The organism is Microbacterium sp. BLY (assembly GCF_017939615.1).
Taxonomy (GTDB): Bacteria; Actinomycetota; Actinomycetes; order Actinomycetales; family Microbacteriaceae; genus Microbacterium.
Window position 1 is genome coordinate 1,347,092 of sequence record NZ_JAGKSR010000001.1, and the last position, 24,786, is coordinate 1,371,877.

At 70.8% G+C, this 24,786-nt stretch carries 22 protein-coding genes; 12 read left to right on the top strand and 10 right to left on the bottom strand.

Features of this window, described 5'->3' with window-relative positions; translation table 11 throughout:
* Nucleotide 1: 1 nt before the first annotated feature.
* From KAF39_RS06705 to KAF39_RS06725, 5 genes are all read right to left on the bottom strand, one after another.
* Nucleotides 2-1,762, bottom strand: coding sequence for an aldehyde dehydrogenase family protein (locus KAF39_RS06705; protein WP_210676541.1), 1,761 nt, complete (start codon nucleotides 1,760-1,762; stop codon nucleotides 2-4).
* A gap of 69 nt (nucleotides 1,763-1,831) precedes the next feature.
* Nucleotides 1,832-2,095, bottom strand: a complete 264-nt coding sequence (locus tag KAF39_RS06710) for a glutaredoxin domain-containing protein (RefSeq protein WP_210676542.1) — start codon at nucleotides 2,093-2,095, stop codon at nucleotides 1,832-1,834.
* Between the two features lie 9 nt (nucleotides 2,096-2,104).
* Nucleotides 2,105-3,010 (bottom strand): alpha/beta fold hydrolase, encoded by a 906-nt coding sequence (locus KAF39_RS06715; RefSeq protein ID WP_210676544.1) that lies wholly within the window; start codon nucleotides 3,008-3,010, stop codon nucleotides 2,105-2,107.
* Nucleotides 3,007-3,984: a cation transporter gene (locus KAF39_RS06720; RefSeq protein WP_210676545.1), complete on the bottom strand. Its 978-nt coding sequence runs from the start codon at nucleotides 3,982-3,984 to the stop codon at nucleotides 3,007-3,009. Before KAF39_RS06720 ends, KAF39_RS06715 begins: the two co-directional genes overlap by 4 nt.
* Nucleotides 3,981-4,481 carry a hypothetical protein gene (locus KAF39_RS06725; RefSeq protein ID WP_246878248.1) on the bottom strand — a complete coding sequence of 167 codons (501 nt, stop codon included), beginning with the start codon at nucleotides 4,479-4,481 and terminating at the stop codon, nucleotides 3,981-3,983. Before KAF39_RS06725 ends, KAF39_RS06720 begins: the two co-directional genes overlap by 4 nt.
* 144 nt (nucleotides 4,482-4,625) lie before the next feature.
* Here KAF39_RS06725 and KAF39_RS06730 point away from each other — a divergent pair, with 144 nt between their 5' ends.
* Genes KAF39_RS06730 through KAF39_RS06740 form a run of 3 tightly spaced genes read left to right on the top strand, consistent with a single transcriptional unit; the run spans nucleotide 4,626 to nucleotide 5,688 of the window.
* A complete protein-coding gene (locus KAF39_RS06730) occupies nucleotides 4,626-5,033 on the top strand; it encodes a hypothetical protein (protein ID WP_210676546.1) in 408 nt (135 codons plus the stop codon).
* Entirely contained in the window at nucleotides 5,030-5,239 is a 210-nt protein-coding gene (locus KAF39_RS06735; RefSeq protein WP_210676547.1) for a helix-turn-helix transcriptional regulator, read from the top strand. Before KAF39_RS06730 ends, KAF39_RS06735 begins: the two co-directional genes overlap by 4 nt.
* A 56-nt stretch (nucleotides 5,240-5,295) precedes the next feature.
* Nucleotides 5,296-5,688 (top strand): SIP domain-containing protein, encoded by a 393-nt coding sequence (locus tag KAF39_RS06740; protein ID WP_210676549.1) that lies wholly within the window; start codon nucleotides 5,296-5,298, stop codon nucleotides 5,686-5,688.
* A 12-nt stretch (nucleotides 5,689-5,700) separates the two neighbouring features.
* On the opposite strand, the gene KAF39_RS06745 is transcribed toward KAF39_RS06740, so the two are convergent.
* Nucleotides 5,701-6,156 carry an adenylyltransferase/cytidyltransferase family protein gene (locus KAF39_RS06745; RefSeq protein ID WP_210676550.1) on the bottom strand — a complete coding sequence of 152 codons (456 nt, stop codon included), beginning with the start codon at nucleotides 6,154-6,156 and terminating at the stop codon, nucleotides 5,701-5,703.
* Between the two features lie 136 nt (nucleotides 6,157-6,292).
* On the opposite strand from KAF39_RS06745, the gene KAF39_RS06750 reads away from it, so the two are divergent.
* Nucleotides 6,293-7,498: a glycosyltransferase gene (locus tag KAF39_RS06750; RefSeq protein WP_374093871.1), complete on the top strand. Its 1,206-nt coding sequence runs from the start codon at nucleotides 6,293-6,295 to the stop codon at nucleotides 7,496-7,498.
* On the opposite strand, the gene KAF39_RS06755 is transcribed toward KAF39_RS06750, so the two are convergent.
* Genes KAF39_RS06755 through rfbA form a run of 3 tightly spaced genes read right to left on the bottom strand, consistent with a single transcriptional unit; the run spans nucleotide 7,495 to nucleotide 10,777 of the window.
* The gene (locus tag KAF39_RS06755; protein ID WP_210676553.1) at nucleotides 7,495-8,910 is read right to left on the bottom strand and encodes a bifunctional dTDP-4-dehydrorhamnose 3,5-epimerase family protein/NAD(P)-dependent oxidoreductase; all 1,416 of its coding nucleotides are present in this window, start codon (nucleotides 8,908-8,910) and stop codon (nucleotides 7,495-7,497) included. The two genes, KAF39_RS06750 and KAF39_RS06755, sit on opposite strands and share 4 nt — an antisense overlap.
* Nucleotides 8,910-9,908, bottom strand: coding sequence for a dTDP-glucose 4,6-dehydratase (gene rfbB, locus KAF39_RS06760; RefSeq protein ID WP_210676554.1), 999 nt, complete (start codon nucleotides 9,906-9,908; stop codon nucleotides 8,910-8,912). The genes KAF39_RS06755 and rfbB overlap by 1 nt, the downstream gene beginning before the upstream one ends.
* The gene (gene rfbA, locus KAF39_RS06765; protein WP_210676555.1) at nucleotides 9,905-10,777 is read right to left on the bottom strand and encodes a glucose-1-phosphate thymidylyltransferase RfbA; all 873 of its coding nucleotides are present in this window, start codon (nucleotides 10,775-10,777) and stop codon (nucleotides 9,905-9,907) included. Before rfbA ends, rfbB begins: the two co-directional genes overlap by 4 nt.
* Nucleotides 10,778-10,923: 146 nt before the next feature.
* On the opposite strand from rfbA, the gene KAF39_RS06770 reads away from it, so the two are divergent.
* Nucleotides 10,924-11,946 carry a glycosyltransferase gene (locus KAF39_RS06770; RefSeq protein ID WP_246878249.1) on the top strand — a complete coding sequence of 341 codons (1,023 nt, stop codon included), beginning with the start codon at nucleotides 10,924-10,926 and terminating at the stop codon, nucleotides 11,944-11,946.
* A gap of 15 nt (nucleotides 11,947-11,961) precedes the next feature.
* Here the strand turns inward: KAF39_RS06770 and KAF39_RS15955 are convergent, their stop codons facing one another.
* Nucleotides 11,962-13,956, bottom strand: coding sequence for a glycosyltransferase (locus KAF39_RS15955; RefSeq protein WP_246878250.1), 1,995 nt, complete (start codon nucleotides 13,954-13,956; stop codon nucleotides 11,962-11,964).
* Between the two features lie 187 nt (nucleotides 13,957-14,143).
* Between KAF39_RS15955 and KAF39_RS06785 the strand changes: the two genes are divergently transcribed.
* The 7 genes from KAF39_RS06785 (at nucleotide 14,144) to KAF39_RS06815 (ending at nucleotide 24,675) form a co-directional block, all read left to right on the top strand.
* On the top strand, nucleotides 14,144-15,094 hold the full coding sequence (locus KAF39_RS06785) for a glycosyltransferase family 2 protein (RefSeq protein WP_307805113.1): 951 nt from the start codon (nucleotides 14,144-14,146) through the stop codon (nucleotides 15,092-15,094).
* A complete protein-coding gene (locus KAF39_RS06790; protein ID WP_210676556.1) occupies nucleotides 15,085-15,804 on the top strand; it encodes a CDP-alcohol phosphatidyltransferase family protein in 720 nt (239 codons plus the stop codon). The genes KAF39_RS06785 and KAF39_RS06790 overlap by 10 nt, the downstream gene beginning before the upstream one ends.
* Nucleotides 15,801-16,418: a hypothetical protein gene (locus KAF39_RS06795; RefSeq protein ID WP_210676557.1), complete on the top strand. Its 618-nt coding sequence runs from the start codon at nucleotides 15,801-15,803 to the stop codon at nucleotides 16,416-16,418. Before KAF39_RS06790 ends, KAF39_RS06795 begins: the two co-directional genes overlap by 4 nt.
* A gap of 196 nt (nucleotides 16,419-16,614) precedes the next feature.
* Nucleotides 16,615-17,148 (top strand): DUF4352 domain-containing protein, encoded by a 534-nt coding sequence (locus KAF39_RS06800; RefSeq protein WP_210676558.1) that lies wholly within the window; start codon nucleotides 16,615-16,617, stop codon nucleotides 17,146-17,148.
* A 75-nt stretch (nucleotides 17,149-17,223) separates the two neighbouring features.
* The gene (locus KAF39_RS16125) at nucleotides 17,224-21,945 is read left to right on the top strand and encodes a PKD domain-containing protein (protein WP_282595485.1); all 4,722 of its coding nucleotides are present in this window, start codon (nucleotides 17,224-17,226) and stop codon (nucleotides 21,943-21,945) included.
* Between the two features lie 11 nt (nucleotides 21,946-21,956).
* Nucleotides 21,957-23,267, top strand: a complete 1,311-nt coding sequence (locus tag KAF39_RS06810) for a hypothetical protein (protein WP_210676560.1) — start codon at nucleotides 21,957-21,959, stop codon at nucleotides 23,265-23,267.
* An 82-nt stretch (nucleotides 23,268-23,349) separates the two neighbouring features.
* Nucleotides 23,350-24,675, top strand: a complete 1,326-nt coding sequence (locus KAF39_RS06815) for a polysaccharide biosynthesis tyrosine autokinase (protein WP_246878251.1) — start codon at nucleotides 23,350-23,352, stop codon at nucleotides 24,673-24,675.
* Nucleotides 24,676-24,786 lie beyond the last annotated feature (111 nt).

Below are 24,786 nucleotides of genomic sequence, written 5' to 3' on the forward strand. Positions count from 1 at the left end.
GTCAGGCCCGCAGGGCCTGCAGCAGGGTCTTCACCAGGCCGAGGACGCCGCCCTCCGCGCGATGGCGGGTGAGCCCCTCGCTCACGGCCGCGCCGGTGCGCGAGGAGACGAACCACGGCGGTGTCGGGAGGATGGTCAGCCGTCCGCCGCCGTTGCGACCGGGCAGGGAGCGCGGGAAGGGCCGGAACGGGCCGCGCAGCACGGAGCGTTCCACGCGGTCCAGGAGCAGGGCGTTGTGGACGACGCCGATGCCGCTGCCGACGTCGGCGATCGTGCCGCCAGGGAAGGCGCCCCACGTGAGCGTCGGGGTGATGAAGCCGAAGGCGGTCCAGCCGTTGATCGCGATCGACCCGTAGTGCAGGGCGGTGAGCGCCCGCTCGAAGCCGCTGCCCAGGGCCTTCTCGGTTGCCGGGTCGATGAGCAGGTTCGCGCCGAGGGTGCCCTGCAGCTTCTCGTTCGCGTGCGCGACGGCCGCGTCGAGGAACTCCTGGCCTGTTCCCGGCAGGCTCACCACGCCGAGCACCGGGGCGAAGTACTCCGTGTTCTCCAGGGCGGCGGCGTCGTCATCGGCGTCGAGCTCGACGAGGATCCGGTCGCCGAGCACGAGGGCGTCGGGGTAGTCGTCCGTCGCCGCGTGCAGGCGGGAGGTGCCGCCGGGGTACCAGACGGGGCGTTCCGGGGCGGTGGCATAGGCGCGGCGCAGCGCCGCACGGAAGTCGTCGGCCTGCTCCCAGTCCGCGGAGAGGAGGACGACCTGCCCGGCGATGCAGTTGTGGCCGCTGTTCTGCAGGCGCATGGTCGCGATGTGCTCGGCCTGATACGTGAGGTCGGCCGCGGTCCACTTCCCCGGCACGACGATGATGGGGGAGACCCCGCCGAGCTCCGCGGTGATGGGCTTCTTCAGCAGGGGGCGGTTCTCGCGGCGGCGTCGCTTCGTGGCCGCCGCCCCCGCGCCCGAGGAGGGGCCCCAGACGATGGTGTCGAACGTGGCGGCCGAGCCGGTGATGTGCACATGGGCGAGCCCCGGGTGCTGGGTGAGATACGCCCCGGCGGCCGGGCCGCCGCGCACGATCCGCAGCAGTCCCGGTTCGATGAGCGGCGCGAGGGCGCGCTTGTAGACGGGGACCAGCGCGTCCTGGGTGGGGTTCACCTTCAGCAGCGCCGTGCGGTTGTGCGCCAGCAGTTCGTAGAGCACGTCGAGCACCGGGATGGAGGTGACGTTGCCCGCGCCGAGCACCAGCCCCACGCCGCCGGAGACCGTGGGGGTGCGCTGCGCCAGGCCCGCCCCGGCCCGTGCCGTGTTCGGGGTGGTGCCCGGTTCGAGCCAGACCTCGCCCGTGAACCCCGACAGCAGGAAGCGGTCGATCCCGGTGAGCGGGAACGCGTGCACGCGCGCCCGGCCGCCCGGTGCCCGGTCGATGCGGACGCCGTCGAGCGGATTCGCGCCGCTCGCGATGCGCGTGAGGGTGGTGATGGAGGCGTCGAGCGCTCCCAGGACGCTGTACGGACCGCTCAGCCACTCCTCGCCGCGGAGCGGATGCCGAGCGTCCAGGCCCTTCGAGGCGGCGGCGATCGTGGCCCAGTCCTCCGCGGTCGCGGCGACGCTCGTGCGCACCTGGCGCAGCAGGGTCGCGCGCTGCGCCACGGTGAGCGCGGTCCACACCGCGGTCCCCGTCTGCAGGTCGGCGACGGCGGCGTCGAGGCGTTCCTTCTCGCCCTCGCCGAGGGCGGGAGCGGGCGCGGTCGTGGGCGCAGAAGTCATCGGCGTCTCCTTCGAACGGGCTTTCAGCTTAGGCGTCCGCGCGGAGATCCGCCGAGAGGGCGAGGACGATCAGATGATCGACAGCTCGCGCAGCTTCGCCTCCACGTCGGCGTTCGACGGCTCCACGTGGTGGGAGGCGTCGGGGTACACCACGACGGGGATATTCGTGCGGCCGGAGATGTCCCTCGCGATGTCCGCGGCGGCGGGGTCGGCGACCAGATCGACGTACGTGTACGCGACGCCGAGCTCGTCGAGCTGCTTCTTGGTGCGGATGCAGTCGCGGCACCAGTCGGCGCCGAACATCGTGATGGTGTCGGAGGCGGGGTTGGTCATGCGTCCAGCCTACGTCCGCGGGGGAGGGGTGGCGCCGAAGAATCCGGTCAGGGCCGCGGCGAGGGCACCCGGGGCCTCCTCCGCCATGTGGTGCCCGCTGTCGATGCCGTGCCCGCGGACGTCGTCGGCCCACTCCTGCCAGATGCGGAGGGGATCGCCGTGCAGGTCCGCGAGGTCGTCGCGCTCCGACCACAGCACGAGCGTCGGCATCCGGAGCCGACGCCCGGCGGCACGATCCGCCTCCTCGTGCGCGCGGTCGATCGTCAGGCCGGCGCGGTAGTCCTCGAGCATCGCCCGGACGACCGCGGGATCTCGGATCGCCCGCAGGAACTCGGCATGGTTCGCCGCGCCCATCGTCGCCGGGTCGGCCTTGGGGGCGTACCAGGCCTCCGGGTCCGCACCGATGACGCGCTCCGGGATCTCGGGCTGGGCGAAGAAGAACCAGTGCCACCAGCGGGTGGCGAAGGCGGCATCGCAGCGGCGCAGATGCTCCGTGATCGGCAGGCAGTCGAGGAGAGCGACCTGCGTGACCGCTTCCGGATGATCGAGCGTGAGGCGGAGGGCGACGTAGCTGCCGCGGTCGTGGCCGACGAGGCGGAAACGGTCGTGCCCGAGTCGTGCGGCCACGGCCCGGATGTCGGCCGCGACCGCACGCTTGGCGTGCGCGGCGTGGTCGGGGGTCGGCGCGGGACCGCGGGAGCGTCCGTAGCCGCGCAGGTCGGGACAGATCACCGTGTAGCCCTGGGCGACCAGGAGAGGAGCCACCCGGTGCCAGGTCGCCGAGGTGCGGGGATGGCCGTGCAGGAGCACCACGGCGGGGCCCGCTCCGCCGTGACGGACGAAGATCTCCGCCTCGTCGGTCGCGACCCGCGTCGTCGCGAAGCCGGGGAAGAACTGCTCGTCGCTTCCGCTCATCGGCCGGGATCCGCTTCGTCGGGCAGCTCCTCGACCGGGATCACCGCCACGTCCTGCACCTTCCAGTCCAGGTCGGTGATCCCCGCGGCGGCGGCGGTGAGGTCGGCGACGCGCACCGTGCGGTGGTGCGGCACGACGAAGGCCTCGATGTGGAACACCTGGCCCTGATCGCGCATGCGGACGGCGGCGCGCTCCACCCACGGGCGGCTGCGCAGGTACGACACGACATCGCGGGCCAGTGGGTGCGGCTCGGTGCTGTCGAAGGTCCGCGCGCGCTGGTCCATGAGGTCGACGATCGCCGTCCTCGTGTTGCGGAAGCCGTCCCAGATGATGCCCAGCGAGATGAAGAGCGCGGCGGCGCCGTCGAGCCACCAGATGCCCGCGCCGACGCCGAGCACGCCTATGATCGAGGCGACCGTCGTCTGCCAGTCGGCCTTGGCCATGTCGGCGTCGGCATAGAGGAGCTTGTTGTGCAGGACCGGGGCGAGCTTCGCCTTCGCGGGCCCGTAGAAGAACACCGGACCGACGATCACGACCGCCATGACGGCCACCATGAGCCAGCCCAGCCAGATCGACTGGCCGAACAGCTGCACGGTGCCGATCGTCGGATGCTCCGCGCGGAGGAGTCCGCCCACGGCCTCGATGGCGAGGTTGAGGCCGACCGCCAGGAGGGCGACCCCGGCGACGAGGTGGCCGACGCCCATCGCGCGGTGCAGGCCGTACGGGTGCGTCCGCGTCGGGCGGCGGCGCACGAACAGCAGCGCGAGGAGGAAGGCGAACTGCGGGATGAGCGACAGCATGTCCTCGATCCATGCGGTGCGCATCGCCTGGGACTCCCCGACGACCAGCGCGATCACCGCGATCGTGATCGAGGTGTAGACGATCGTGAAGATCTCCCAGCGCACCGCCTTCCTGATGGCCTGCGCCTGTTCTTCGGGGAGCTGGGTGCGCCCGAAGCGCGTCGTCTCGGTCATCGCCCGACCTCCTCGTCGAGGGTGGCCTCCAGGGCCGAGAGGAATGCGTTCTCTCCGAGGGGGACCAGCATGACGAGCTCCCGATCGCCCGCCCCCTCGATGCCGGGGTAGCCGCGCGTGACGCCGGCCTTGTCGATCCAGGGCGTGTCCGGGGTCAGGCCGCCGGCCACGAGGTCGAGATCGCCCTCCTCGAGCATGCCCACGAGGGTCTCCTCGGTCGCGACCGTCCACGTGACGTCGGCGTCGATGCGCGCGGCGAAGTCATCGACGAGATCCACGACGGGCCCGCGGGGCTCGCCCTCCTCGACCTCGACGAGGGCGCCGTCCGGCGATGTCCCGACCCGCAGTTCCCCGCCGGTCACGCGGTCCAGGGTGCCGTCGGGGTCGGTCGGGACGCTCATGCCGCATCCGCTGAGGGTGACGGCCACGAGGAAGGCGGTGATGGCGCCGGCGGCTCGTCGGGTGCCGGATCCCCGTCGAATCACGTTGCTGCTCATCCCGTCAGGATGGCGTGCGGCACGGGCGCCGGCAACGGTGTTGACGGGGCCTGACGCCGCGGGCTAGACCCTGATGCCCCTTGCTGGTCCGTGCGTGTGATGTACAGTGAGCTATACGCATAGTTCGCTATACATGGAGGCGTGATGGTTGTTCGCTGGTTCTTCACCGTTCTGATCGGGGTCGTCGTCGCTGCCGTCGTGGGCGTGCTCGCATGGGCACTCTCGCCCGTTGCGCCCGAGGTGTCGGGGATCGTCTTCGCGATCGCGGCCCTCCCCTTCGGGGTGATGCTGGGCTGGATCATCGCCGTGGCACCAAAGACCCTGCCGGCTTCGCCCCACCCCTCCGACACCGCTGAGAGTGCGTGGATGAGCACGGCGCTGGCCGGCACGGCAACAGACCTCGTCGTCGTCGTCGGGCTCGGGCTGGCCGCGATCTCGATCGCACGGTGGGAGCTGCCGACGCAGCTTGTGCTGCTGGGCATCCTGCTCGTCGCATTTGCCTCGACGGCGACGCGTTACTCGATCGTGCGCACCCGCGCAGTCCGGGCATGAAGAACTCGCTGCGAGAGCGCCGTCAGGAAGCCGGCTGGTCGCAGGCCCGCCTCGCTGAACTGGCCGGTGTGACCCGCCTGACCGTGATATCGATCGAGAAGGGCCGCTTCGACCCCAGTCTGCCCCTCGCGTTCCGCCTGGCATCGTTGTTCGGGATCCGCATCGAGGAACTCTTCGACCCAGAGGTCGAAGATTCCCCGCAATAGGAGGAGCCTCAGACGGCTCGCTTGAAGGTTAGGTAAGGCTTACCTATAGTGAAGACATGACCAGCGCGCACGAGCATGTGGACGATCCGGACTGGGAAGCCCTGGAAGGGGCGGTTCTCATCGCGGGCGATGCCGCCGACACGGCGGCGATCGCCCGTGTCGCGGCGCGGCTCCCGGGAGGAGCGCACGGCGTCGTCCTCATCGAGGCCGCCGCTCCGGTCCAGCGCCGACACATCGACGTCCCCGCGGGCGTCTCGGTGCGCTGGCTCGTGCGTGCCGACGGTGCGCACGCGCACACGCGGGGCGAACGTCTCGCGAACGCCGTCTACGCCTGGTGCCTGGAATGGACGTGCGCCGAGCCTCCGGAGCACTGGACGGTCTGGTTGGGCCCGCACACCCCGCCGCACGTGGCGCGCATGGCGCGCAGCCTCCTCGGCGTCGCGAACTGAGGCCCGTCGCCGTCAGCGCGTCGCGCCGACGGCCGGGACGGCGGCGTTCGCGGTGATCGCGTCGAGGGCGCGGCGCAGGGCCGAGCTCGACGTGTGCGCGGTGTACGGGAAGTAGACGACCTCGACGCCCACGGCCGCGAACTCGCTCTCCAGACGCAGGCCCTTCTCGGTGCCGCGCCAGTCGTCGCCCTTGAAGAAGTGCGTGAACTGCACGTCGCGCCACGAGTCCATCTTCGACGGCGTCGTCTCGACGTAGACGTCGTCGACGAAGGAGATGTGCCGCACGATCTCGGCACGCTCCGCGGTCGGGATGACGGGCTCGATCCCCTTGACCTGCCGCAGCATCTCGTCGCTCACGACGCCGGCGATCAGAATGTCGCAGTGCTGTTTGGCGTGCCGCAGCAGATTGAGATGCCCGACGTGAAAAAGGTCGAAAGCTCCGACGGCATAGCCGATACGTGTCCCCATGATCTCCCCAGATCGATCATTCCCCAGTCGAACGGATCCCCACCCGTTCGTCGCGACTCCCACAGCCGCACGGGACACTCTAGCAGCAAGCCGTCCCCGGCCCATAGGAACCCATGAAACGATGGACCCGGAGCAGATGGGGTCGCGGAACGAAGGGGACCACGTGGGGGCAGGGGTCACGGTCATCGTGCCGACGTTCAACGAGCGCGACAACGTCGCCGAACTCGTGCAGCGGACGGCCGCGGCGCTGGCGGGGCGCAACGCCGAGATCCTCTTCGTCGACGACAGCGACGACGACACCACGGCCGAGGTGGCACGCGTCGCCGCCGATGCGCCACTGCCGGTCCGCGTCATCCACCGGACGGACAACATCGGCGGTCTCGGGGGCGCCGTCGTCGTCGGCCTCGGCGCCGCGGACGCCGATGTCTGCATCGTCATGGACGGCGACCTCCAGCATCCGCCCGAGCTGCTTCCGGCACTGCTCGACCGCTACGCGGCGGGCGACGCGGACGTCGTGGCCGCGTCGCGCTACATCGGCGGCGGTGACACCAGCGGACTCGGGACGGCGGTGCGCTTCGGCGTCTCGCGGGCGGCGACCTGGCTCACCCGTGCCATGTTCCCGCGCCGCCTCGCCCGCAGCACCGACCCCATGACGGGGTTCTTCCTCGTGGACCGCCGGCGCCTCGACCTCTCCTCGCTGCAGCCGCGGGGGTTCAAGATCCTCCTCGAGATCCTCGCCCGCACCGACCTGCGGATCGCCGAGGTGCCGATGGAGTTCGCGGAGCGCCGGCACGGCACGTCCAAGGCGAGCCTGCGACAGGGTGCGACGTTCATCGCGCACCTCGCCCGGCTGCGCTTCGGCAAGATGTCGCTGTTCGCCGCGATCGGCGTGCTCGGTGCCATCGCCAACCTGGCGATCATGTGGGCGCTGACCGCGGCGGGCGTGCCCTACGTCTGGGCGGCCATCATCGGCGCCGAGGTCACGATCATCGGCAACTTCCTGCTGCAGGAGCGCTTCGTCTTCGCCGACATGCGCACCGACGCCCGCAGCGCCGGGGTGCGGTTCGCGGCGTCCTTCACGTTCAACAACGTCGAGGCGGCCCTGCGCATCCCCGTGATGGCGCTCATGGTCGAGTCGTGGCACATTTCCAGCGTGCTCGCCACGGCACTGTCGCTCGTCGTGGCGTTCTTCGCCCGGTTCCTGTTCCACTCGCTGGTCGTCTACGCGCCGCGCCGGCGCCGCAAGGAGCGGGAGGCGGCGGGCGAGCCGGAGCCCGACACCGCCACCCTCCGCGTCATCCGCGCGATCGACGCGGAGGCGATGAAGCCGGGCGAGCTCTAGGCGTCCGCGGAGAGATACTCCGCGAGCGCCGCGTCCGCATCCCGCGGCGTCCAGCCGGTGGACCGGATACGGGCGAGCTCGAGGACGCTGTTGCGGGGGCGGGGTGCGATCGGCCCCGCCTGGTCGGCGAAGTACTCCTCGGTGGTCACGGCGGTCACCGCCTCGGCGTCGTGGCCGGTCAGCCGGTAGACGGCCCGGGCGATGTCCGCCCAGGAGTGCGGCTCGCCGTCCCCCGTCACGTTGTAGAGGCCGAACGGCGCGGACACGTCGAGCAGGTGCCGGATGGCCGCCGCGAGATCGGTCGTGAAGGTGAGCCGTCCGATCTGGTCGCCCACCACCCGCGGGGCGATGCCCCGCTCCGCCAGCGAGGCCATCGTCCGGACGAAGTTGCGGCCGTCGCCGATCACCCAGGAGGTGCGCAGGATGTAGTGGCGGGGCACGTTCGCGACGATCGCGTCCGCCGCGGCCTTCGTCTGCCCGTAGACGCCCAGCGGGCGGACGTCGTCGGCCTCCGTGTAGGGCGCGTCCTTCGTGCCGTCGAACACGTAGTCGCTGGAGACGTGCACGAGCGTGAGGCCGTTCTCGGTCGCGATCCGGGCGAGCGCGGACACGCCCGTGACGTTCGCCGCCCACGCGTCCGCGCGTCCCTCCGGGGTCTCCGCGAGGTCGACGGCGGTGTAGGCCGCCGCGTTGATGATCGTCCCGTAGTCGCGCCAGCGTCGGGCCTCCGGCAGGCCGGGGTCGCGCAGGTCGAGGGTCTCCCGGGTCGCATACTCGATGTGCGGCGCCTCACCGAGCGCGGCCCGCAGCGCCAGCCCGAGCTGACCGGCCGCGCCGAGGACGAGGGTCTTCCGCGGACCGATCGGCGTCACAGCGGACAGCCGCGGGTGCGCGCGGTCCTTCGGGGAGATCTCGACCTGATCGAGCGAGATCGGCCACGCGATCGCCGCCGTCTCGTCCGCGAGGTTCAGGAACGAGTAGGCCGCGTCGGGGGACCAGTGGTCGTTCACCAGGTAGGTGTACGCCGTGTCCGGCTCGAGCGTCTGATACGAGTTGCCCACGCCGCGCGGGACGAGGATCGCGCGCGACGGATCGATCTCCGCCGTGAAGACGCGGCCGAAGCTCTCTCCTTCACGAAGGTCGACCCAGGCGCCGAAGATGCGGCCGGTGGCGACCGAGACCCACTTGTCCCAGGGCTCCGCGTGGATGCCGCGGGTCGTGCCGACGGCGTCGTTGAACGAGACGTTGTTCTGGACCGGCCCGAAGTCGGGCAGACCGGCCGCGACCATCTTCTCGCGCTGCCAGTTCTCCTTGAACCATCCGCGGGAGTCCCCGTGCACGGGAAGCTCGACGAGGAGCAGGCCGGGGATCGGCGTTTCGGTGACCGTGAGCGCCTTGCCGAACGCGGTCATCACTGCCCCCGGGCGGCGTAGAACGACTCCGTGGCGTCCTTGGCGGGCGCCCACCAGTCCTCGTTCTCGCGGTACCACTCGATGGTCGACGCGAGGCCCGATTCGAAGTCCGAGAACCGCGGCGCCCAGCCGAGCTCGGCCCGCAGCTTGGAGGAGTCGATCGCGTAGCGCAGGTCGTGACCGGCCCGGTCGGTGACGTGGTCGTAGGCGTCCGCCGGCTGGCCCATCTGCGTGAGGATCAACTCGACGACGGACTTGTTGTCCTTCTCGCCGTCGGCACCGATCAGATACGTCTGACCGATCTCGCCCTTCTCCAGGATCGTGAGGACGGCCGAGGAGTGGTCGTCGGCGTGGATCCAGTCGCGCACGTTCTGCCCGGCGCCGTAGAGCTTGGGCCGGATGCCGCGCAGCACGTTCGTGATCTGCCGCGGGATGAACTTCTCGACGTGCTGGTACGGGCCGTAGTTGTTCGAGCAGTTCGAGATCGTCGCCTGCACGCCGAACGACCGCACCCAGGCCCGCACGAGCAGGTCGCTTCCGGCCTTGGTGGACGAGTACGGCGACGACGGGTTGTACGGCGTCTGCTCCGTGAACCGCGCGGGGTCGTCGAGCTCCAGGTCTCCGTAGACCTCGTCGGTGGAGATGTGGTGGAAGCGGCGCCCGTGGCGCCGGGCGGCCTCCAGCAGCGTGTAGGTGCCGATGATGTTCGTGTCGAGGAACGGCCGGGGGTCGTGCAGCGAGTTGTCGTTGTGCGACTCCGCCGCGTAGTGCACGACCGCGTCGACCTTCGCGAACAGGGCGTCCACGAGTGCGGCATCGGCGATGTCGCCCACCACGAGCTCGACGCGGTCGGCGGGCAGGCCCGCGAGCGAGGCGCGGTTGCCGGCGTAGGTCAGCTTGTCCAGCACGGTCACGTGCGCGTCGGTGTGCGCGACGACGTGGTGGACGAAGTTCGATCCGATGAAGCCGGCGCCGCCGGTCACGAGCAGGCGGGTCATCGCGCGCCCCTTTCGAGGAGTCCGAGCAGGTAGGAGCCGTAGCCCGACTTCACGAGGGCCTCCGCGCGCGTGCGCAGCGCCTCGTCGTCGAGGAAGCCCTGGCGCCAGGCGACCTCCTCCGGCACGCCGATCTTCATGCCGGTGCGGCGCTCCATCGTGCGCACGTAGTCCGCGGCATCGGTCATCTGGTCGAACGTCCCGGTGTCCAGCCACGCGGTGCCGCGCGGGAGGACCTCGACCTGGAGCTTGCCCCGCTCGAGATAGGCACGGTTCACGTCCGTGATCTCGTACTCTCCGCGGGCGCTCGGCGCGAGCGTGCGGGCGATCTCGATGACGTCGTTGTCGTAGAAGTACAGGCCGGGGACGGCGTAGTTGCTCTGCGGTGCGGTCGGCTTCTCCTCGAGGGAGACCGCCTGGCCGTTCTCATCGAACGCCACGACGCCGTAGGCCTCCGGCTCGGCGACCCAGTACGCGAACACCGCGCCGCCGTCGATGTCGGCGAAGCGCTTGAGCTGCGTGCCCAGGCCGGGGCCGTAGAGCAGGTTGTCGCCGAGCACCAGGGCGACGCTGTCGTCCCCGATGAAGTCCGCGCCGATCGTGAACGCCTGGGCGAGGCCGTCCGGCGACTCCTGCTGCGCGAACGAGAGCGAGATGCCGAACTGCGAGCCGTCTCCCAGCAGACGCTCGAAGTGCGCCGCGTCGTGCGGCGTCGTGATGATCAGGATGTCGCGGATGCCGGCGAGCATGAGGGTGGACAGCGGGTAGTACACCATCGGCTTGTCGTAGACCGGGATCAGCTGTTTCGAGACCCCCAGTGTGATGGGGTGCAGCCGCGTCCCCGAGCCGCCCGCCAGAATGATGCCCTTCATGAATCCCCCTTGTGAAACATCGATGCTCGTGGCGGCGTCACAGAGAGGACGGCCATCCCCTGCCGTCCGACGACCCCCACAGTCGTACGCTCGACTCTAGCGGAGAACTCGCCCTTTACACCGCCCGCGTCGAGGTTCATAGTGGCATGGTGGGATCCGAGGACAGCCCGGCGCTGTCCGTCACCTGGGTGCATCGCGCCGAGCAGTCGGCGTCCACCTGGGCGCGCGCACACGCCAGGGGAGAGGTTCCGAGCATCTGGCCCTATGGGCTGGACGCTCTCCGCGATCACGCCCGCGTGGAGGTGGACGAGCTGCCCGATCCGGGTCGGATCGCGCGGCTCCGTGCCCGGGCCGGCGTCGGTCCCCGCCCGCGGGAGGGACTCGCCCTGGTGTGGGACGAGAACACCGCCTACCGCATGCACGTCCTGCGTCCCCGGGCGCACTTCGCCACCGGGGTCATCTGGCTCACGGATCTGGCGGCCGCCGGTGCCGCCCCCGATCGCCTGGTGGCGATGCTGCGGTCCGCCACGGCGCTCTGGGTGCTCAGCGCGGCCCAGATCGCGCCGCTGCGCCGTCTCCTCGGGTCGGACGCACCACGGGTGTTCCTGGTGCCGTTCGGGATCGACCACGAGTTCTTCACCGCGCAGCCGCCCGCGGCTCGCCCCCGGATCGTCAGCGCGGGCAACGATCGCGACCGGGATCCGGCGACCCTGTACGCCGCGCTCGCCCTCGTCCTCGCCGCTCGTCCGGAGGTCGACGTCGTCGTGCAGTCGCCGTCCCCGCTGACGCCTCCGGACGGTGTGCGGCTGGTCCGTCGCCTGCCGCACACCGAGCTGCGCGACCTCTACGCGATGGCGAGCGTCGTGGTGACGGCGACCCGTCCGAACCTGCATGCGTCCGGCATGACGGTGGCGCTCGAGGCCCTCGCGACCGCCCGGCCCGTGGTGGCCACGGACACCCCCGGCATGCGCGACTACGTCAGCCCGCAGACCGGCACGCTCGTCCCTCCCGGCGAGCCGGAGGCTCTCGCCGCGGCGCTCCTTGGCCTCCTCGACGACCCGGATCGCGCCGCCGCCCTCGGACGCCGGGGGCGGGAGGAGGTCGAACGGCGGTTCACCACGAAGACCATGGTCGACGCGCTCGTCCGGGGCGTCCGCGAGGAGCGCTGACGGCCCGGACGGGAATCAGCCGCGGCGGCGACGCTTGACCCGCGCGGCTTCGCGGAAGGCGTCCCGATGCGCGCGGCCCGCGTCCGCCCACTCGCGCCGGGAGAGATCCGGGGTCCCGGTCAGGGCCGATGCGGCTCGCCACGACGTCACGAGCGTGTCCGCGTCGAGGTCGTCGCCGTCGTACATGTGCACCCAGTCGGTGCCGACCTCGCGCGCCAGCGCCTCGTTCGCCTCGTTCCGCGGCACGAGCACCGGGCGTCCCATCGACAGCGCGGCGAGCACGCTGCCGGAGTTGTGCATGAACCGGTAGGCGAGCACGATCAGCTCGGACGACGTGGCCAGCTCCACCAGCTCCGCGTCGCTGAGGAAGTCGAGGTGCAGGTCGACCCCGGGAAGCTCGGCGGTCCGGGCACGGAGATCGTCCGCGAGTTCCGGTGTGGAGGGGCGGCCGCCGATGCGCAGGCTCAGCGCGGGCTCGATCGCCACGGCCTCCCCGTACGCGTCGATGAACCCGTCGAGGCCCTTGTAGCGGCGGATCCCCCCGAAGGAGCCGAGACGTCCGTGGACGCGTTCGGCGAAGGGGAAGGCCGCGTACCAGTCGCGGTAGTGGCCGTGCAGGATGAGGCTGTGCGGCGTGCCCGGGGCGAGCGGTGTGGTCTCGTTGATGACGATCCGGTAATCGGTGTTCCGGTCGATGAAACGCAGCAGCCACAGGCGCGGTGCGTTGTCGTCCGGCAGCTCGAGGTTGTGCACGGTGCGCACGACGGCGATCCGCCGCGAGAGCCGATGCCGGAAGACGAGCGCGGTCGTCAGCGCGAACTTGCCGGCCGACTTCCACCACGTCGATCCGTGCAGCTTGGCCTCGGGCCAGTGCCAGTGGAAGGCGTCGTAGCGCCCGAAGAGCGCGGTCTTCCACGAGAACCGGAGGTGCTCGAGGCCCTCGGTGGAGCCCAGTGCCTCGTCCAGCATCTTGTTGTACGGGTTCGTCGTCGGGCGCGGGGCGCCGAGGGACTGCATCACGCGGATGCGCGCGGTGGGTTCGGTCATCGGGTCTTCCTCCGGAGGGCGACGGTATTCGTCGTAGCGGTGGCCGAGCGCGGCGGCGATGGTGCCGCGGCCGCGGTGGATCAGGCGGGTGCCGCGGGCGTGGTGGGTGATGTTCGAGGTCACGGCGCCGAAGGCACGGCGCAGCGCCCCGACGACGATCCGTGCGATGCCGCCCACGAACGCCCGCACCCGGAGCAGGCCGCGGCGCAGGCGTCCGTTCGTGAGCTTCAGGGCGATGCGGGTGCCGGCGTTCGCCGAGCTGAACGCGCGCTGGGCCGCCCAGGCCCGGGTGAGACGCGCGGCGACCACGAGGTCTTCGGTCTCGGACTCGTTGCACCAGACGATGCGGGCGCCGCGGCCGACGAGCTCGCGGGTGAACAGCGTGTCCTCGCCGCCGCCGAGCCCGAGCGACGGGTCGAAGCGCACCCCGAGCCGGCGCACGGATCGCAGGTCGAGGAGGAGGTTGCCCGCCGCGGCGACCGGCAAAACGGTCCCGGTGGGCCGCGGCGGACGACGGAACGTGCCCGAGGCAAGCAGCCACGGGTCGACGTCGTCATCGAACACGGAGATGACGCGGCCCATGACGGCATCCGCATCGGTGGCGTGCCAGGTGCGGACGAGCTCCGACAGCCAGCCGGGCCGGGGCACCTCGTCGTCATCGATGAAGGCGAGCAGATCACGATCCGCGCATTCGTCCAGCAGACGGTTGCGGGCTGCGACGATCCCCGGCGTCGGCTCGACCACGTAGCGCACCGGAAGCGGGGCGCTCGCGGCGACCGCGCGCGCGGACGCCGCCGGGTCGTTGTCGACGACCAGCACCTCCACGTCCACGCCCAGTCCCGCGCACTCCGCGATCCGGTCGGGGAGCGCTCGCAGCAGGGCCGCCAGCAGCTCCGGTCTCCGATAGGTGGGTACGCCGATCGTCACGGCGATCGCGTCGCCCGTCTCCGGTCCCCTCGTCATCCGCCTCATCCCCATGGCAGTCCTGCGTCTGTGTCCCCGCGCCGGCTCATCGTACCGTGAACGCCGGGTGCGGTGAGCCGGCTCTGGCGTATAGTCGGTGTCCTGGGAGTCGACGCCGGTCGCGACTCTGGGGAATTCGACCGGCGACCCGAAGAGGTCCGTGAGGCGGATCCGGGGGGAGGATCGCGTGTCAATCGTGCACGGACGACTGGCCGTCGTCGTGGTGAACTATGCCTCGGCGCGGCTGCTCGAGCGCAACCTGGTGGTCGTGGAGCGGGAGGCTCGCGCGGTCGACGACGGCGTGCAGGTCATCGTCGTCGACAACTGGGCGGGAGCCGCGGAGCGCGAGGCCGCCACCACCGTGGCGCGAGCCCACGGTTGGACGCTGATCGCATCGGAGACGAACTCCGGATTCGGCGGCGGGGTCAACCTCGGGGTGACGCGGGCCCTGGCCGACGGCGCCACCGACGTGCTCGTCATCAATCCGGACGCGCACATCGACCGCGCCTCGCTGACCCGTCTCGTCGCGGTCACCGCGACCGCGCGGACGACCCTCGCCTCGCCCGTGATCACCGACTCCGATGGGCGGATCTGGTTCGCGGGCATCGACCTCATGCTCGACGACGGCACGATGCGCGCCCGCCGCAAGCGGCAGGACGATCAGCGTCCCTACGAACCGTGGTTGAGTGGCGCCTGCCTGTGGATCACCCGTGAGGTGTGGGATCTCGCCGGCGGCTTCGACGACGAGTACTTCCTGTACTGGGAGGACGTCGACTTCTCGCGCCGCGTGGTGTCCGCCGGCGGCGCCCTCGCGCTCGTCGAGGAGGCGACCGCCGTGCACGACGAGGGCGGCACCCAGCGCGCCGATCCCGAGCTCTCCCGCGCCAAGTCGGAGGGCTACTACTACTACAACATCCGCAATCGCATGCTGTTCGCGGTCCGGCACCTCGACGACGAGGCGGTGCGCCGCTGGCGCCGGACGATCCCCCGTACCGCCCGCGAGGTGATCCTCCGCGGCGGACGACGACAGCTGCTGCAGTCCCCCGCTCCGCTCCGCGCGTACCTCCGCGGCGTGCGGGAGGCGCGGCGCATCGCACGGACGGCCGGCACGGGCCGGAAGGAGACGACATGGTCGTAGACGCCTACCGACAGCTCGCCAGGGCGCAGAAGGGGCACGCGCGCGGCGCCCCCGCCTATTCGGTGTACGTGAACCGGCGGCTCGGCCGTGTCCTCGCCGCCGTCGCCTACCGTCTGGGGCTCACCCCCAACCAGGTGTCGATCATCAGCGCCGTGCATTCGTTCGCCGCGATCGCGCTCATCGCGTTCGCGCCGGTGACCGTGCCCCTCGGGCTGCTCATCGCCCTGCTGCTCGTCCTCGGCTACGCGTGGGACTCGGCCGACGGACAGGTCGCGCGGCTTCGCGGGGGCGGGAGCCCGCAGGGCGAGTGGCTAGACCACTTCATCGACACGCTCAAGATCGCCTCGCTGCATCTGGCCGTGCTCATCGGTCTGTACCGCGTGCTGCCCGACACCCCGGCGCTGCTGCTGATCCCGATCGTGTTCAGCATCGTCGCCTCGACCACCTTCTCCGGCATGCTGCTGAACGACCTCCTGAAGGGCAAGCACGCGGTCGCCTCCACGCACGAGCGCGGCGGTGGCACCCTGCGCCGATCGCTCGTGCTCCTGCCGACCGACTTCGGCCTGGTGTGCTTCGTCTTCGTCCTCTGGGGGTGGACGCCGGGGTTCCTCGTCGCGTACGGGGCCCTCTGTGCCGCAGCGGTGCTCTTCCTCGCGCTCGCCGCGGTGAAGTGGTTCCGCGAGATCGGAAGGCTCGGTGACCCGGCATGACCGACGGCTCGATCCTCATCGTGTGCGCCGCCAACGTGTGCCGTTCGCCGCTGGCCGAGCTCGCGCTGCGGCGGGGGCTGCGGGACGGCTCGGCGCTCTCCGTGCACAGCGCCGGCGTGCGTGCGCACGCCGGCGACCCGATCTGCACGGAGGTCGCGGCGCGGCATGCCGATGCGAGCTGGCAGGAGCAGACGGCCGCGCACCGGGCACGGGAGGTCACGCCGGAGATGCTCGCCGACGCCACCCTGGTCCTCGCCGCGTCGAGGGACATCCGCGGCGAGCTGGTGCGGATGGCTCCGGAGTTCCGGGATCGGATGTTCACGCTGCGCGAGGCCGCGCATCTGGGTGAGGGCTTCCGTTCCGGCGGCACGGACACGGTCCGGGACTACGTCGCCTTCCTCGACCGTGCGCGTACGCGCGCGACGCCGCTCGGGGCCTCCGCGGATCGCGGAGGACGGCTCCGGCGGCTTTTCGGAGGGCGGTCCGGGGGCGATCCGGCGTCGATCGCCGACCGACACGGCAGCCGAGGACACACCGAGACGATCCGCGAGGTCGAGCAGGCCGTCGACGCGCTCGTGGGCCAGCTCGGCGGACAGCGGCGACACTCCTCCTGATCGCGGGGTTGTGGTTTCCCGTCAGTCGCCCTAGGATTAGCCGACGCCGTGTTCTGCACGGTTGGGGGGAACCGAAGCCGAGGGGGCTTCGGCTGGGGAATCTGGGTTCTGGGGAGCTGCAGTGTTCACTGTTTCAGCATGCCGTTCTGGGGACGGCTCTTCGCACGCGAGGCGTGCACTGTTCATCGCGCCCGTCGTGGCGCTCGCGATCGTGTTCGCCGGATGCACGGCGGCACCCGATACGTCGGCCACGCCGGAGCCCGATGGCACCAGCACGACCGACTGGACGCCGCCTGCCGATCCCGACGCGCAAGGGCCCACCGCGGCCCCCGCGCTGACCGAGGAGACCGGCGCGCTGGACGCGGAGATCGCCCTGTCCACCGACATGGTCGTGACCGTCGACGACATCTCGACGACCGAGATCACGCCCAAGACGCCGGGCGAGTACGCCGGCTCCGCCGTCGTGGTCACCGTGAAGGTCGCGAACGACTCGAAGCGGACGCAGAGCATCGACTCCGCCGTCGTGAATCTCGTCACCGACGACGGCGACGTCGGGGTGGCCACCACCGCCGGGCCGAACGAGCCGCTCCACGGGGAGCTGGCCGCCGGCGACGAGGCCACGGGAACCTACGTCTTCATGCTCGACCCGACCAAGGGTCGTGCCGTGAAGATCAGCGTGAACTACGCGGCCGGCGAGCCGGTGGCGGTCTTCGCCGGCAAGCTCTCCTGAGCCGCGGGCGCGACACCTTTCATCGCGTCTCGTACGTGACATTTTCAAAGAAGAAAACTGGGGCTGGGGAGCAACATGGGTAACACATCCACTTCGAGGCGGGCGCTGAGCGCACTCGCGTCGGTCGTGACGGCGGCACTGCTGATCACGGGCATGACCACGCTGGGAGCCACCGGGGCCGCTGCGGCGGACACGCCGTCGACGCCGCCGCCGCTACTCCAGCGCAACGACGACGTCGTGACGTCCGACCCGATTCCGACCGTGCAGATCGACAACGGCTACGTGTGGGCGCAGACGACGATCGGGTCGACCGTGTACGCGGTCGGCAAGTTCGACAACGCCCGCGCCCCGCTGGCTGCACCCGGCACGAGCCTCACCGCGCGGTCCAACGTGCTCGCCTACGACATCAACACCGGGCAGCTGCTCTCGTTCGCCCCGCAGGTGAACGGCGTCATCAAGGCCGTCGCGGCCTCGCCGGACGGCACCCGCATCTACATCGGCGGCTCCTTCAACTCGGTCAACGGCCAGACCCGCTGGAACTTCGCGGCCCTGGACGCCGTGACCGGCCAGCTCGTGCCCGGATTCTCGCCCTCGATCGGCGGCAGCGGCGTGTACGCCCTCGCCACCTCGGGCTCGAGCGTCTACGTGGGCGGTCTGTTCACGCAGGGCAACGCCACCCCTCGGAAGAACCTCGCCGCGTTCTCGGCGACGAACGGCGCGCTGCTCAGCTGGGCACCCCAGAGCGACCTCCAGGTCGACGCGATGGTGATGGACCCGGCGGGTCAGAACGTCATTGCCGCCGGCCGCTTCTCGCAGGTCAACGGCGACCTCACGATGCGCGGCACCGTCGCGCTCGACAAGACCACCGGCGCGGTGGACACCGGCTGGGCGCTGCCGCAGACCGTCAAGAACGGCTCGAACACCGGGTCGAACTCGGGCAAGGCGGGCATCTTCGGCCTCGCCGCGGACGCCAACGCCGTCTACGGCACCGGCTGGGTCTACGCCGACGCCGCCACCGGCAACCTCGAGGGCACCTTCGCGGCCGAGGCCGGGAGCGGTCAGGTCCGCTGGATCGCCGACTGCCTCGGCGACCACTACGGCGTGTACTCGACGGGCAAGGTCGTGTACACGACCAGCCACACGCACGCCTGCAGCACGATGGGTCTGCACCCGGAGCAGAACCCCCGCACGCACCGCTACTCGGAGGCGTACACGGCCGACGCCCGGGGCCTGCTGGGCAACCAGCCGGCAGCCGGCAGCACCTACAAGAACTGGGCGGGCACGCCTGCACCGTCGCCCTACGCCTGGACGCCGGACTGGGCCGTCGGCGTGACGACGGGCATGGGCCAGGCCGGGCTCTCCATCACCGGTGCCGGGAACATGATCTCGATCGGCGGCGAGTTCCGCTCCGTGAACAACGGACGCTTCGAAGGACTCGTCCGCTTCTCCACCAACCCGCCCGGTGGGGCGAAGGACGGCCCTCGCCTGTCCGGGGCGAACTGGACCGGCACGGCCCAGTCCTTCATCCCCGGCCGGGTGCGCGTCGCGATCCCCGCCAACTGGGACCGCGACGACCTGACGCTGACCTACGAGCTGCGTCGCACCGGCACCACCGCGCCGGTGGCCACGACCACGGCCCGCGGCACGTGGTGGGACCGCCCGTCGGTGACTCTCGAGGACAAGACCGCCGCTCCCGGCTCGACGCAGGAGTACACGGTCGTCGCGAAGGACAGCGCGGGCAACGCGGTGTCCAGTCAGGCGATGAGTGTGACCGTCGCCGCCGGCGCCGTCTCGAACTACGTCAACGCCGTGACCGCCGACGGACCGCAGCTCTACTACCCGCTCGGCACGGCGCCGCAGGACTGGGCGGGCGCGAACACCCCGGTGTTCGACTCCGGCGTGACGGCTTCGGCCTCCGGCGTCGAGAACACGGCGACCGGTGCCTCGACCTTCACCGGCACGAGCTCCGGTCGGGTGGCTTCGGGCAGCAAGATCGCCGCCCCCACGGAGTTCTCCACCGAGCTGTGGTTCAAGACCAACACGAACAACGGCGGGAAGCTCATGGGATACGGCTCCGCGCTGTCGGGCGACTCGACGAGCTATGACCGTCATCTCTATATGACGAACAACGGGCGGCTGGTCTTCGGAACGTACAACGGCAGCACGCAGACCGTGCAGAACAACACCGCTCTGAACGACAACGCCTGGCACCACGCCGTCGCGACGCAGAGCGCGGACGGCATGAAGCTCTACGTCGACGGACAGCTCGTGTCGTCGCTGCCGGGGGCGACCACGGCGGAGAACTACACAGGATATTGGCGTATTGGTGGCGACAACCTCTCCGGATGGCCGTCCGCCCCGAGCTCCAAATACTTCAAGGGGTCCCTGGACGAGGTGGCGGTCTACCCGTTCGCCCTCACGCCGACCCAGGTGAAGACGCACTACGGCATCGGCAAGGGCTTCCAGGCCCCGACCGCCGCCTTCACCGCCACGGCGACCGACCTCGCCGTCGCGTTCGACGCCGAGGGCTCCGCGCCGGCGGGCTCGGCGACCATCGCCGGCTACCGCTGGGACTTCGGTGACGACTCCGCGACGGAGACCGGGAAGACCACGACGCACACGTACGAGGAGTCCGGCACCTACACGGTCACTCTCACCGTGACCGACAGCAACGGTCTGGCTAGCACCGCGGAGAAGCAGGTCGTGGTGCAGGCTCCGAACGTCCTCCCGACGGCGTCCTTCGAGACGACCGCGAACGGGCTCTCGGTGTCGGCCGATGCGTCCGCCTCGACGGACCCGGACGGGTCCATCGTCACCTACGCGTGGAACTGGGGTGACGGCACGACCTCGACCGGTCAGGTCGCCACGCACGTCTACGCCACGGCCGGGACCCGCACGGTGACGCTGACCGTCACCGACGACCGCGGCGGCAGCTCCTCGACGACCCGCCAGGTGGTGACGACGCACGCCGACCCGGTCGCCGCCTTCACCGCGACCGCCTCCGGGCTGAACGTCGACGTCTCGGCGGCGGGGTCGAGCGCCTCCGACGGCGCCACGCTGACCTACTCCTGGAACTGGGGCGACGGGTCTCCCGCCGGCTCCGGAGCCACGGCCGCGCACACCTATGCGCAGGCCGGCGCGCGCGACATCACCCTCACCGTGACGGACAGCCTCGGCTCGTCCTCCACCCTCACGAAGACCGTCACCCTCACCGCGCAGGTGTTCGCCGCGTCCGATGCCTTCGGCCGCGTCGTCTCCAGCGGGTGGGGTGCGGCCGACAAGGGCGGCACCTGGGCGCCCATGAGCGGGTCCGCCGCGGTGCTCTCCGTGGGTGACGGCGTGGGCAAGGTGAACCTGACGCCGGGCGAGACGAGGGAGATGCTGCTGCAGGGCACGTCGGTCCTCGACTCCTCCGCACGCATCACGTACACCCTCGCCTCCGGGCCGTCGACCGGCGTCGTCTACGAGGGACTGGGCGCGCGGCGCTCCGGATCCTCCGGATACCGGGCGCTCGCCTGGCACCGCGCCGACGGTACGACCTGGCTCGTGATCCACCGCAACGGCACCGCGATCGCCAGCACCGCCGTCTCCGGACTCACCTGGAGTGCGGGCAGCTCGTTCACGCTCCTGATGGAGACGACGGGGTCGTCGACCACGACCATCCGCGCCAAGCTGTGGACGGCCGGGGCGGCGGAGCCCGCGAACTGGCAGCTCACCACGACGGACGCGACCCCGGCCCTCCAGGTCGCCGGTGCTCCCACGGTGTTCTCCTACCGGGCCGGCAGCGCGACCGGCACCAACCTCGCGAGCTTCGACGACTTCACGCTGAAGAACCTCGGCACCCCGGCTCCGGAGCCCGAGCCGCAGCCCGAGCCCGAGCCCGCCAACGTGGCGCCGACGGCGGCGTTCACCGCGACCGCGACGAACCTGACGGTCGCCGTGGACGGCAGCGCATCGACCGACTCCGACGGCACCATCGCGTCGTACGCCTGGAACTTCGGGGACGGCACGACCGGAACGGGGGCGACCAGCTCGCACGCCTACACGGCGGCGGGCACGTACACCGTGACGCTCACCGTGAAGGATGACAAGGGCGCGACCCACACCACCAGCAAGCCGGTGACCGTGACCGCACCGCCTGTGGACCCGCAGCCCGAGCCCGAGCCCGAGCCGCAGCCGGCTCCGGTGGCGGACGACGGCTTCGACCGCACGGCGGGCCCCGGCTGGGGCACGGCGACGGTCGGCGGGGCATGGACGATCGCCGGCGGCTCGCAGGCGGCGACCACCGTCGCGGACGGCCAGGGGAAGATGAACCTGATCGCGGGGGACACCCGCCACGCGACGCTCAACACGACGTCCGTCGCGGACGCGGTGCTGGAGACGCAGTTCCGCGTCGACCAGGCGCCCGCGGCGGGTGGCGCCTACATCGGTGTGATCGCGCGGCAGTCGGCGGCCGGGAAGTACTTCGTCCGCGCCTGGCTGCGCCCCGACGGCACCGTCTGGCTGGTCGTCCACCGGGAGGGCACCGTGCTGCGCACGCAGGCCGTTCCCGGGCTCGTCTGGGCCGCGAACACCTCGTACAACCTCGAGGTGTCCGTCACCGGGACCACATCCGCCACCCTGTCCGCGAAGTTCTGGCCGACGGGCACGACGAAGCCGACGGCGTCGCAGATCACCACGACGGACGCGACGCCGCTGGCGGCGGGAGCGGTGGGTCTGAGCGGAAACCGCTCCGGCAGCTCGACCGCGCCGCTGGGCGTGTCGTTCGATTCGTTCCGCGTCACCGCACCACAGTAAGATCCTGACGCATGGCCACTGCTGTACCGATCGCGCTCCTCGCCATCGGCGGAATCGCGGCAGTGGCCATCGTCGTGTTCGGGCTCCGTTTGCTTCCTCGTACCGCGTTCGTGGTGTGGGCCTGTGTGCTGTTCTTCGTCCCCCTCTGGGTGGGGGTGAACATCGGCTTCTACTGGGCAGCGATCACTCTCCTGACCATCCTGCTCATCGTCGTGAACTGGTCGGTCGTCCCCTTGCGGGCGGGCGACGCCTGGGTCGCGGCGTTCGTCCTCGTCGTCGTCGGGCTCTACGGATTCGGGACGGTCGATCTCGCCTCCCTGGTGGCGGCGCTCCTGGAGTGGGTCGTCCCGTACATCTGGGGGCGGGTCGTCCTCGCCCGCGTGGCACCGGAGTGGGTCACGTCGACGATCGCGGTGGTGGCGATCGTGGCCGCTGCGCTCGCGGTCGTGGAGTTCGTGACCTCGTTCAACCCCTTCGTCCTGATCCCGGGTTCCGGTGTCGTCTACGAGACCTGGAGCCCGCTGCAGGAACGCGGCGGCGTCCTCCGTGCGGAGGGCGCCTGGGGCCATTCGATCGCCCTCGGTGCGGCGCTGGCGATGTCGTCGGCCTTCGTGGTCGCGACGCGATGGCGGCTCTTCCCGAAGATCGCCGGTGTCGTGATCATCGCGGTCGCGACGGTGCTCACCTTCAGCCGGGCCGGCCTGCTGACGCTCGTGCTCACGCTCGTGCTGTCCACCTTCCTCATCGTCGGAGTCTCCACCCGCTTCCGGGTGACGGTGGCGGCCGCGGGCGTGATCGGCGCGGCCATCGTGATCCCCGTCATCGACACCGTGTTCGGGGCGGCGGGGGAGGAGGCGGGTGGCAGCGCCGACTATCGGACCGATCTCCTCGTGCTCCTGGAGCAGGTGCAGCTGTTCGGCAATCCGGGTGACTGGCATTCGCTCGTCTCCGGTGACTACTACCTGGGCTACTTCGCCCGTTCGGTCGACAACGCCCTGGTCCTCACGCTGCTCCGCTACGGCTATGTGCCGACGCTGCTCATCATGGCGGCCGTCGTCTGCGCGGCGCTGATGGCCGTTCGCCGGTCGACGAGGAGTCCCGCTGCCCTCGCGGTGGTGGGCCAGCTGCCGAGTCTGGTCGTCGTCGCGCTCATCACGCAGTACAGCATGTTCCTCTGGTTCTGCGTCGGCCTCGCGATCACCTGGGCCCGGGATGCCGGCGCGCGGTCGGCGCCCGATGAGCAGCTGTTCCTCCGCGACACGCCGATGTCGACGGCTCCGACGCCGCCGACCGGAGCCGCTCCACAGGAGCGGCGGACGTGAGGGTGTCGTGCAGGTTGCTCCTCTAGAATCGAGACCTCAGGGGGAATGGGGAGTCATGGGCGAGAGCCGGGTCAGTCTGCGTATGATCGCAGGCTCACTGCGTAAGTTCTGGTGGTTGATCGTGCTGTGCGGCGTCGTTGGCGCCGCCGGATCGTACGGGTACGCGTCGTTGCAGACCCCGCTGTTCCAGGCGACTACCTCGCTGTACTTCGCGCTCAACCAGGGGACGAGCGCCTCGGACCTCAATCAGGGGTCGGTGTACACGCAGAGCCAGATGCTCTCCTTCGCCCAGCTGGCGACGAGCTCCCGGGTCCTCGAGCCGGTGATCGAGGAGCTCGATCTCGACACCACTCCGCGGGCGCTCGCTCGCGATATCGAGGTCACCATCCCGCAGAGCACCGTGACCCTGCGGGTGACCGGCATCCAGGACGACCCGGAGGCCGCCGCCGCGCTGGCGAACGCCGTCGCCGATCAGCTCATCATCACCGTCAAGGACGTCGCGCCGAAGGATCCTCAGGGGGAATCGACCATCACCGCCGAGGTGATCGACGACGCCGTCGTGCCCGAGTTCCAGTTCACCCCGAGCAAGCCGCGGGACGCCCTGCTCGGCGGATTCCTCGGCGGGGTCCTCGGTCTCGCGGCGGCCGTCCTCATCGGGGTGCTGGACACCCGGGTCCGCAACGAGGAGACCCTGGCGCAGGCCGGAGGCGACCCGGTGCTCGGCGTGGTCTCCAAGTCTCCGCTGCTGGCGGAGCGCGGGATCGCGGTGGCCCAGGAGCCGCTCGGCCACACCTCCGAGGAGTTCCGGCGCATCCGGTCCGCGCTCGCCTACGCGAACGTGTCGAGCCGCGTGAAGGTCCTGCTGGTCACATCGGGCATGCCGGCGGAGGGCAAGTCCACGGTGTCGGTGAACCTCGCCATGACGCTCGCCGCACTGCGCAACTCCGTCCTTCTCATCGACGCCGACATGCGTCGTCCGCGGGCCCACGAGCACGCGGGCATCGACGGGTCGGTGGGGCTCACGAGCGTCCTGCTGGACGAGGTGGGCTTCGAGGTCGCCAAGCACCGTGTCGCGGACACCACGCTGGACATCCTCCCGGCCGGCACGATCCCGCCGAACCCGGCGGAGCTGCTCACGTCGGCCCGCATGACGCAGCTGCTCGACTTCGCCGCCGCGGAGTACGACTACGTCGTGATCGACTCACCGCCCACCCTCAGCGTGGCGGACGCCAATCTCTTCGCCACGCAGACGGACGGGGTGATCCTCGTCGTGGATGCGACGAAGACTCGCCGTGCGGCGCTGACGAAGAGCATCAAGTCGCTGGAGTCGGGGGGCGCGCGCATCCTCGGGACCGTCCTCAACCGTGCCCGGCCCGACCGGCATCGCAGCGAGTACTACAGCGAGTGAGTGCGGCATGCACGGTGCGGGTCAGCCGCCGCGCGGGCACGTAGCATATCGGTCGCGACCGTCGAAACGTTTGCCTTCGCCTGAACTGGCGGTTATTCTTCATGGGTTGCG

Bases quoted from the DNA above. Each gene is read 5' to 3' on its own strand.
- KAF39_RS06755 (WP_210676553.1), bottom strand. From the start codon at position 8,910: ATGACCGCGTTCGGCAAGGCGCTCACGGTCACCGAAACGCCGATCCCC.
- KAF39_RS06710 (WP_210676542.1), bottom strand. From the start codon at position 2,095: ATGACCAACCCCGCCTCCGACACCATCACGATGTTCGGCGCCGACTGG.
- KAF39_RS06730 (WP_210676546.1), top strand. From the start codon at position 4,626: ATGGTTGTTCGCTGGTTCTTCACCGTTCTGATCGGGGTCGTCGTCGCT.
- KAF39_RS06745 (WP_210676550.1), bottom strand. From the start codon at position 6,156: ATGGGGACACGTATCGGCTATGCCGTCGGAGCTTTCGACCTTTTTCAC.
- KAF39_RS06770 (WP_246878249.1), top strand. From the start codon at position 10,924: ATGGTGGGATCCGAGGACAGCCCGGCGCTGTCCGTCACCTGGGTGCAT.
- KAF39_RS16125 (WP_282595485.1), top strand. From the start codon at position 17,224: ATGGGTAACACATCCACTTCGAGGCGGGCGCTGAGCGCACTCGCGTCG.
- KAF39_RS06715 (WP_210676544.1), bottom strand. From the start codon at position 3,010: ATGAGCGGAAGCGACGAGCAGTTCTTCCCCGGCTTCGCGACGACGCGG.
- KAF39_RS06750 (WP_374093871.1), top strand. From the start codon at position 6,293: ATGGGGTCGCGGAACGAAGGGGACCACGTGGGGGCAGGGGTCACGGTC.
- rfbB (WP_210676554.1), bottom strand. From the start codon at position 9,908: ATGACCCGCCTGCTCGTGACCGGCGGCGCCGGCTTCATCGGATCGAAC.
- KAF39_RS06740 (WP_210676549.1), top strand. From the start codon at position 5,296: ATGACCAGCGCGCACGAGCATGTGGACGATCCGGACTGGGAAGCCCTG.
- KAF39_RS06735 (WP_210676547.1), top strand. From the start codon at position 5,030: ATGAAGAACTCGCTGCGAGAGCGCCGTCAGGAAGCCGGCTGGTCGCAG.
- KAF39_RS06720 (WP_210676545.1), bottom strand. From the start codon at position 3,984: ATGACCGAGACGACGCGCTTCGGGCGCACCCAGCTCCCCGAAGAACAG.
- KAF39_RS06815 (WP_246878251.1), top strand. From the start codon at position 23,350: ATGATCGCAGGCTCACTGCGTAAGTTCTGGTGGTTGATCGTGCTGTGC.
- KAF39_RS06790 (WP_210676556.1), top strand. From the start codon at position 15,085: ATGGTCGTAGACGCCTACCGACAGCTCGCCAGGGCGCAGAAGGGGCAC.
- KAF39_RS06705 (WP_210676541.1), bottom strand. From the start codon at position 1,762: ATGACTTCTGCGCCCACGACCGCGCCCGCTCCCGCCCTCGGCGAGGGC.
- rfbA (WP_210676555.1), bottom strand. From the start codon at position 10,777: ATGAAGGGCATCATTCTGGCGGGCGGCTCGGGGACGCGGCTGCACCCC.
- KAF39_RS06810 (WP_210676560.1), top strand. From the start codon at position 21,957: ATGGCCACTGCTGTACCGATCGCGCTCCTCGCCATCGGCGGAATCGCG.
- KAF39_RS15955 (WP_246878250.1), bottom strand. From the start codon at position 13,956: ATGACGAGGGGACCGGAGACGGGCGACGCGATCGCCGTGACGATCGGC.
- KAF39_RS06795 (WP_210676557.1), top strand. From the start codon at position 15,801: ATGACCGACGGCTCGATCCTCATCGTGTGCGCCGCCAACGTGTGCCGT.
- KAF39_RS06725 (WP_246878248.1), bottom strand. From the start codon at position 4,481: ATGAGCAGCAACGTGATTCGACGGGGATCCGGCACCCGACGAGCCGCC.